Genomic DNA, 7,308 nt, shown 5'->3' on the forward strand with positions numbered 1-7,308 from the left:
GGTCACGAGCCGCTGATCAGCCGTCGCAGCCGGAGTCCGGTGATCTCGGCCTGCTGGCCGGCCGCGACCCGCAGCTCGGTGGCCTGGTCGTTGCCCAGCCGCTCCCGCAGCAGCCCCAGCATCTCCTCGGCGCTGCGGCCGGCGGCACGTACCAGGAAGACGTAGCCGAACCGGTCCTCGTACTCCTGGTTGCCGGCGACCAGCGCCGCCTTGAGGTCCAGGCTCGCGTTGTCCAGGGCGGCCTGCTCCCGGCGCGGGGCGTCCATCCCGGCCAGGGTGGCCCGGGTGGACGTGGTCGGCGCGGGCAGCGGGGCGCCGCGTTCCCCGATGCGGGGATGCGCGGTGAACGCCTCCAGCCAGTCCGCCTCGGTGAGCTGCCACCACTGCTCACGGGCCGCGTCGAGCAACGCGGTCAGCGTCGGGTACGGCCGGCCGTCGCCGACCACGGCGGCCCAGTCCTCCGAACCGCAGCAGCCCAGCAGCTCGGCGTGGGCCGCCCCCGGGGACAGCGCGTTGAACCAGCGCATCGCCAGCTGCTGGCGCCCGGTCTGGGTCGGCGTGCCGATGAGCCGCAGCCGGGCCAGCCCGCCGTCGGGGAACGCCTCCAGCCGCACGTGGGTGGCCTCCACCGGGACCTCCAGGTCGAACAGGTGCCGGGTGTTGGGCTGCACCCGTACCTGCGGCAGCAGCGGGTACCAGCGGGTGATCTTCTCGAGCGACGAGACCTCGTCGTTGCCGAACAGCTCGGGGGCGGACGCCGCCCACAGGGCCACCGCCCGGGGCGCGTTGCCGTGGAAGTGCCGGGTGTCGACCTCCGCCCTGATCACCTCGCCGGCGGTGACCAGCCGCACCACGGCCCACTCGTGGCCCACGCCGCGGCGGCGGCGGGTCTCCCAGCCCTCCCCCATCACCCGGGCCTCGCCGGAGGCGTTGAGGTTGTGCCGGTCGCCGTAGTGCATGTCGCTGCACGCGATGACCACCCCGCCGAGATAGGCCGCGGCCAGGTCGGAGGTGACGCGGTCGAGCAGCCTCGGGTCGGGGATCACCGTGCCGTGTACGCGCAGCCTGGCCACCCCGCCGTCCGGGTGGATGGTCAGCCGCAGGTGCGTGACGCGGGTGTGCCCGGCCCGCACCACCGGCAGGACGTTGACCGCGTCGGCCTGGACCGGCGTCCGGGGCACCAGGGCGACCCAGTTGACCGACGCCTCGGCGACCTCGGGGGCGGACGGGTAGCCACCGAGGGTGGCGCCGTGGATCTCCACCGACTCCGGGGCGTTCCCGGTGAAGTGGGAGGTGTCGACGGTCACCGCGCGCACCACGCCGGGCGCGCCGAGCCGGATGATCGCCCAGTCCGAGCCGTACAGGTCGCGGCGGCGGCGGGTCTCCCAGCCGTCCGTCCACGCGCCCCGCTCGGTGAACACCCCTGGCCGGGCGATCGGTGGCTCGGGCAGCAGCATCCGTTCGGCGAGCGCGAAGAACTCGTCGTTGACGGCCACCACCGACCCGCCGAACCGGGCCGCGGCAAGGTCGACAAGATTCGTCAGATCGGGAGCGTCGCTCACGGATCCTCTTCTCTACAGATCTTCTCCGGTGGACGCCCGTGACCGTGCGGGACGGGCGTCCACCGCTGGGAACTCGGATGTTCAGACGGAACTCGAACGCGGCCGCGCTGGAACCGGGCGCGCTGGAACCCGGCGCGCTGGCGCCGGATGGCCTGACAGCCAGCTCCCCCGCCGGATGCCGGGGTCATCGCGACAGCAGCCTGCCGTGCGGCGGCCGGTCGCCGTCGGCCCGCCTGCCGCGCAGGTAGGTGGCCCGCACGACGCCGTCCAGCGGCCGGCCCGCGTAGGGGGTCAGCGGATGGCGGTGGGCGAGCCGGGCCGGGTCGACGACGAAGGACCCCTCGGGATCGATCACGACGAGGTCGGCGTCCACCCCGGGGCTGATCCGCCCCTTGTGCGCCAGCCCGACCAGGTCGGCCGGGCCGGTGCACATCCAGCGGGCCACGTCGGCCAGGCCGTGGCCGCGGCGGCGGGCCTGCGTCCACACGGCGGCCAGGCCGAGCTGCACCGAGGCGATCCCGCCCCACGCCTGCCCGAAGTCGCCCGACTCGACGGCTCTGAGCTCCGGTGCGGACGGAGAGTGATCGGTCACCACCGCGGTGAACAGGCCCGCGGTGAGCCCCTGCCACAGCCGCTCCCGGTTGTCCTCCCCCCGGATCGGAGGTGCGCACTTGTACACAGTCGCACCATCGGGAACCTCCTCGGCGGTGAATGTCAGATAGTGCGGGCAGGTCTCGGCGGTCAGCGCGACTCCGGCGTCGCGGGCGGCCAGCACGTCGTCCAGCGCCGCCGCCGCGGACAGGTGCAGGACGTGCAGGCGGGCGCCGGTGGCCGCGGACAGCGCGGCGAGCCCGGCGACCGCCTCGGTCTCGGCCGCCGGCGGGCGCGCGGCCAGCCAGCTCGCGTACCGCCGGCCGACGGTAGGCGGCGCCGCGTCCAGGACGGCCGGTGACTCGGCGTGGACGACGGTCAGCGCGCCGAGCCGGGCGGTGTGGGCGGTGGCGGCGGCGAGCACGTCCATCCCGACGTGGGGGAACTCGGCCACCCCGGACGGTGCGAGGAACGCCTTGAAGCCGAACACCCCGGCGTCGTGCAGGGCCGCCAGGTCGGCGAGGCTGCGCGTGTCGGCACCGATGATCCCGCCCCAGAAGCCGACGTCGACCCATGCCTGGCCGGCCGCGGCGGCCCGCTTCGCGGTCAGCGCGGCCAGCGACGTCGTCGGCGGGACCGCGTTGAGCGGCATGTCGATGATCGTGGTGACGCCGCCGGCGGCGGCGGCCCGGGTGGCGGTGGCGAAGCCCTCCCACTCGGTCCGGCCCGGCTCGTTGACGTGGACGTGGGTGTCGACCGCCCCGGGCAGCAGCGCGAGGTCACCGAGATCGGTGACGCCCGGGGTGGCGCGCACCGCCTCCGGCGGCGTGACGGCGGTGATCCGCCCGTCCCGGATGTGCACGGCGGCCGGCCGGACACCGTCCGGGGTGACGACCCGTGACGAGCACAGCACGACCGGGCGTTCCGGCAGCTCGACCGGCCCACGGACGGCCGTCCGCGCCGTACCCGTACCCGTGCCCGTGCCCGGGCCGGACGCCGCCGTCCGGCCGGCGGCTGTCATCGGCTGGGAGCCCGCTGTCGGGCCGGGCTCGGTCACCGGCCACCGCCGGAACCCTCAGGACCACCCTCAGGACCACCCTCGGGACCACCCTCGGGACCGCCATCGGGATCGCCGAGGCCGAGGAGATCCTGAGGGCGGACCGGTACCCGGCGCAGGTCCCGGCCGACCGCGTCGCGCACCGCCGCCACCACGGCCGGCGCCGCCGAGCAGGTGGGCGCCTCACCCACCCCCTTCACCCCGTAGGGCGCCCCCGGCTGCGGGTGGCTCAACGCGACGAAGTCCAGCTCCGGGACATCGGCCATGCTCGGCAGCACATAGTCGTGGAACGTCGGGTTGCGCACCACCCCGTCCCGCACCACCAGCTCCTCCATCAGCGCGAGCCCGAGCCCCTGCGCCGTGCCGCCCTCGACCTGCCCGCGCAGCGACAGCGGGTTGAGCACCGTACCGACGTCCTGGACCAGCGCCATCGACACCACCCGCACCAGCCCCAGGTCGACGTCGACGTCGACGACCGCGCGGTGCGCCGCCGCGGCGAACGCCACGTGCACGTCACCCTGGCCGTCGGCGCCCAACGGCTGGGTGCGCCGGTGGCGGAAGACCTCCACCGCCTCGACCGGCCCGTCGGCGAGCGCGTCCGCGAGTGTCACGCGCACCCCGGCCTCACCGGCGACGATCTCACCGCCGGCCAGCGTCAGCAGCCGCCGCGGCGCCGCGGCGACGTCGTCGGGCAGGCCGAGCCGGCGGGCCACCCGGGCCAGCAACGCGTCCGCGACCGCTGCCGCGGCGGCGCGCACGGCACCGCCGCTCATCCACGTCTGGCGGGACGCGCTGGTCGACCCGGCGCTGCCGACGGTGGTGTCCGCCGGGGCGAGCACCACCTCGTCCACCCCGAGCTCGGTGCGGACGATCTGCCCGGCGATCGTCACGAAGCCCTGGCCGACCTCGGCGCACGCGCTGTGCACGACCGCCCGGGGCCCGCCGTCCGGCCCGGTCTCCAGGCGCACCCGGGCGGTGGCGTCGTCGTCGAACCCCTCGGAGAACAGCAGGTTCTTGTACGCCACCGCGTAGCCGACCCCACGGCGGACGCGGGCCGGGTCGGCCGCGGCGAGGCGCCCGCCGGGCAGCGACGTCACCGGCGTCCGCCCGGAGACCGGCGGCGGCAGCGGCCGGTCCACGAGTATGTCGATCATCTCCCGCAGCGGCAGCGGCTCGGGCACGACCTGCCCGGTGGGCAGCACGTCGCCCGGCTCGAGCGCGTTGCGCCGGCGCAGCTCCACCGGGCCGATGCCGAGGGCGTCGGCGAGCCGGTCCATCTGCGCCTCATGCCCGATGGCCACCTGGGGGACACCGAAACCACGCATCGCCCCGCACGGCGGGTTGTTCGTGCGGACCACCCAGCCGTCCAGCACCGCGTTGGGCACCCGGTAGGGCCCGGCGGCGTGCGTGACCGCGTTCGTCAGCACCGCCGGGGACGACGACGCGTACGCCCCGCCGTCCAGGATCAGACGCGCCTGGACGCTGACCAGCAGCCCGTCCCGGGATGCGGTGTGCCGGAACCACATCCGGGCCGGATGCCGGTGCGGATGGCCGAGGAACGACTCGACCCGGTCGTAGGCGATCCGCACCGGGCTGCCGGTGACCAGCGCGAGCAGCGCGCCGTGGATCTGGAGCGTGATGTCCTCGCGTCCGCCGAAGGCCCCGCCGACACCGGCGAGGGCCAGGTGCACCCGGTGCTCGGCAAGGCCCAGGCAGGCCGCGACCTGCTCACGGTCGGAGTGCAGCCACTGCGTCGCCACCCGCAGGTCGACGCCGCCGTCGGCCGTCGGCACGGCCAGCGCGGCCTCGCAGCCCAGGAACGCCTGGTCCTGCATGCCCACGACATAGGAGTCGGTGACGCTGACCGCGCCGCGGGCCGCCGGGTCGCCGTGGCGAAGATGGATCTCGCGGAAGATGTTCCCGTCGGGATGCAGCAGCTCGAACCCGCCGGGACACGGCGGCCCGTCAGGACGTGACAGCCCGTCGGCATGCGGCGGCCCGTCAGGGCGCGGCAGCCCGTCGGCATGCGGCGATCCGTCGGGGCGCGGCGGCTCGGGGCCGCGGGCGGCGGCCACGATCCGCTCGGGGTCGGTCCACGGTGGCAGCGGCTCGTAGTCGACCTCGATCGCGGCCAGCGCCGCGGTGGCGGTCCGGGCGTCCACCGCCGCCACCGCCGCCACCGGTTCGCCCTGGTAGCGCACGACGTCGGCGGCGAACACCGGCTGGTCGGCGACGATCAGGCCGTAGGTGGCCCGGCCCGGCACGTCCGCCGCGGTCACGACCGCCGCCACCCCGGGCATCCGGCGGGCCGCGGCGGTGCTGATCCGGCGGATGCGCGCCCGTGGATGGGGGCTGCGCAGCGTCCGGGCGTGCAGCATCCCCGGCAGGTGGAGATCACCCGCGTACGGGAAGGTGCCGCCGGCCTTGGCCGGCCCGTCCGGGCGCGGCACGGGCGCCCCGATCCCCTGACCGCTGCCCCGGCCGGCGGCCGCCGGATCGACGGGCTCCCGGCCAGCGAATATTCGATCATCGGACGTCCGGGCGGACGGTGTCCGTCCGGCATGGTCAGCGGGCGGACGCGGGTTCATCATCGTCCCGGTCTTCCGTGCCGCCCACCGGCCTGTCCCCGGTCACTGCTCCGTCCCCGGTCACCGGCCCGTCCCCGGTCACCGGCCCGTCCCCGGTCGCTGGTGGGAGCCTCCTGGCCGGCGGCGGGCCTCCTGGACCGAGCGGATCGCGGCGATAATCCGCCCGTAGCCGGTGCACCGGCAGATGTTGCCGGCCAGCGACTCGCGGATCTCGTCCTCACCGGCGTCGGGACGCCGGGCCAGCAGGTCGGTGACGGCGACGACGAATCCCGGCGTGCAGAAGCCGCACTGGACCGCGCCGTGGGCGAGGAAGGCGGCCTGCACCGCCCGCGCCGGCCCGCCCACACCCAGCCCGGCCACGGTCGTGACCTGGGCGTCGGCGGCGTCCGCGGCGAGGACCGTGCAGCTCGCCACCAGCCGGCCGTCCATCAGGACCGAGCAGGAGCCACACCGGCCCTGCTCACAGGCGTCCTTGACCGACAGCACGCCCAGGTGGTCGCGCAGCACACGCAGCAGGGACTCCCCGAACCAGGCATCGGTCACCTCCCGCACGCCACCGTCGATGTGGAGCTGGTAGGACACCCGCGGCTCGGCATCGCGCGGCGGGCACGCCGGATCCTCCTCGACGCAGGCGCGCCGGTGGGCGGGCTCACTCATGGGCGTGCCCACCGCCCGTCCACGGACCGGGCCGGCGACGGCGCGGACAGGCAGCGCCCGGCGGCGCGCGCCGCCAGCACCCCGGCGGCGTGCCGGCGGTAGGCCGCCGAGGCCCGCGGGTCGTCGGGAAGCGGGTCGTCCACCGCGCGGACGGCCTCGGCGACAAGCTCGCCGAAGCCCGCGACCACGTCGGCGGGAGCCGTACCCGTCGACCAGTCGACCCCGGCGCGCACGAAGTCCTCCGCGGCGACCGGGCGCAACGGCCCGCCGGCCACCCCGCCGATCGCGCACGCGACCCGCTCCCGCACCCGGTCGACGACCAGCGCGCACGAGACGACCGTGGCCGATGCGGCCTGCCGCGCGCCGATCTTGAGGTAGACCTGGGGACCGCACGGCCGCGGCAGCCGGACCGCCGTGATCAGCTCGGTCGGGTCACGCCCCTCGGCCAGGTAGGACGGGACGGCCAGCGTCCGCGCGCCGTGCACGCCGCGCAGGACGACCTCGGCGTCGGCGGCGCTGAGGAAGGTCAGCAGATCCCCACGCGGATCGGCCGTGCCGAGCGCTCCGCCGACCGTGCCCAGGTTGCGTATCTGCGGTGATCCGACGACGCGCGCAGTGGCCGCGAGACCGGGCGACAGCGACCAGCCGGCCAGATCGTGGTAGGTGACGCCGGCGCCGATGATGAGCCCGTCGGCGCTGGCGCCCCGGGTGCGCAGCTCCAGGACCCGGCGCAGGGCGACGATCCGGCGCGGCCGGCGCCGGCCGGTCCGCAGCGCGGGGACCAGGTCGGTGCCGCCCGCGAGCAGGTCCGCCGCGCCGTCGGCGAGGATCTCGACGGTGTCGGCCACGGTCA

5 protein-coding genes are annotated in these 7,308 nt (G+C 76.0%); all 5 read right to left on the reverse strand.

The window, feature by feature from the left end:
• Nucleotides 1-2 precede the first annotated feature (2 nt).
• Nucleotides 3-1,562, reverse strand: a complete 1,560-nt coding sequence (locus AC5LUJ_RS11505) for an allantoicase (protein ID WP_250290322.1) — start codon at nucleotides 1,560-1,562, stop codon at nucleotides 3-5.
• A gap of 184 nt (nucleotides 1,563-1,746) precedes the next feature.
• Complete coding sequence (gene allB / locus AC5LUJ_RS11510; RefSeq protein ID WP_250287351.1) at nucleotides 1,747-3,210, reverse strand: allantoinase AllB; 1,464 nt, start codon at nucleotides 3,208-3,210, stop codon at nucleotides 1,747-1,749.
• Nucleotides 3,207-5,798 (reverse strand): xanthine dehydrogenase subunit D, encoded by a 2,592-nt coding sequence (pucD, locus tag AC5LUJ_RS11515; protein WP_493464923.1) that lies wholly within the window; start codon nucleotides 5,796-5,798, stop codon nucleotides 3,207-3,209. The genes allB and pucD overlap by 4 nt, the downstream gene beginning before the upstream one ends.
• Nucleotides 5,799-5,876: 78 nt before the next feature.
• The gene (locus tag AC5LUJ_RS11520) at nucleotides 5,877-6,455 is read right to left on the reverse strand and encodes a (2Fe-2S)-binding protein (protein WP_250285993.1); all 579 of its coding nucleotides are present in this window, start codon (nucleotides 6,453-6,455) and stop codon (nucleotides 5,877-5,879) included.
• Nucleotides 6,452-7,308, reverse strand: an 857-nt coding sequence (locus AC5LUJ_RS11525; protein WP_493464919.1) for an FAD binding domain-containing protein, incomplete at its 5' end; no start/stop codon positions are given. The genes AC5LUJ_RS11525 and AC5LUJ_RS11520, both read right to left, overlap by 4 nt.

The sequence above is a fragment of the Protofrankia sp. CiP1_Cm_nod3 genome, assembly GCF_982290655.1.

Bases quoted from the DNA above. Each gene is read 5' to 3' on its own strand.
- AC5LUJ_RS11520 (WP_250285993.1), bottom strand. From the start codon at position 6,455: ATGAGTGAGCCCGCCCACCGGCGCGCCTGCGTCGAGGAGGATCCGGCG.
- pucD (WP_493464923.1), bottom strand. From the start codon at position 5,798: ATGAACCCGCGTCCGCCCGCTGACCATGCCGGACGGACACCGTCCGCC.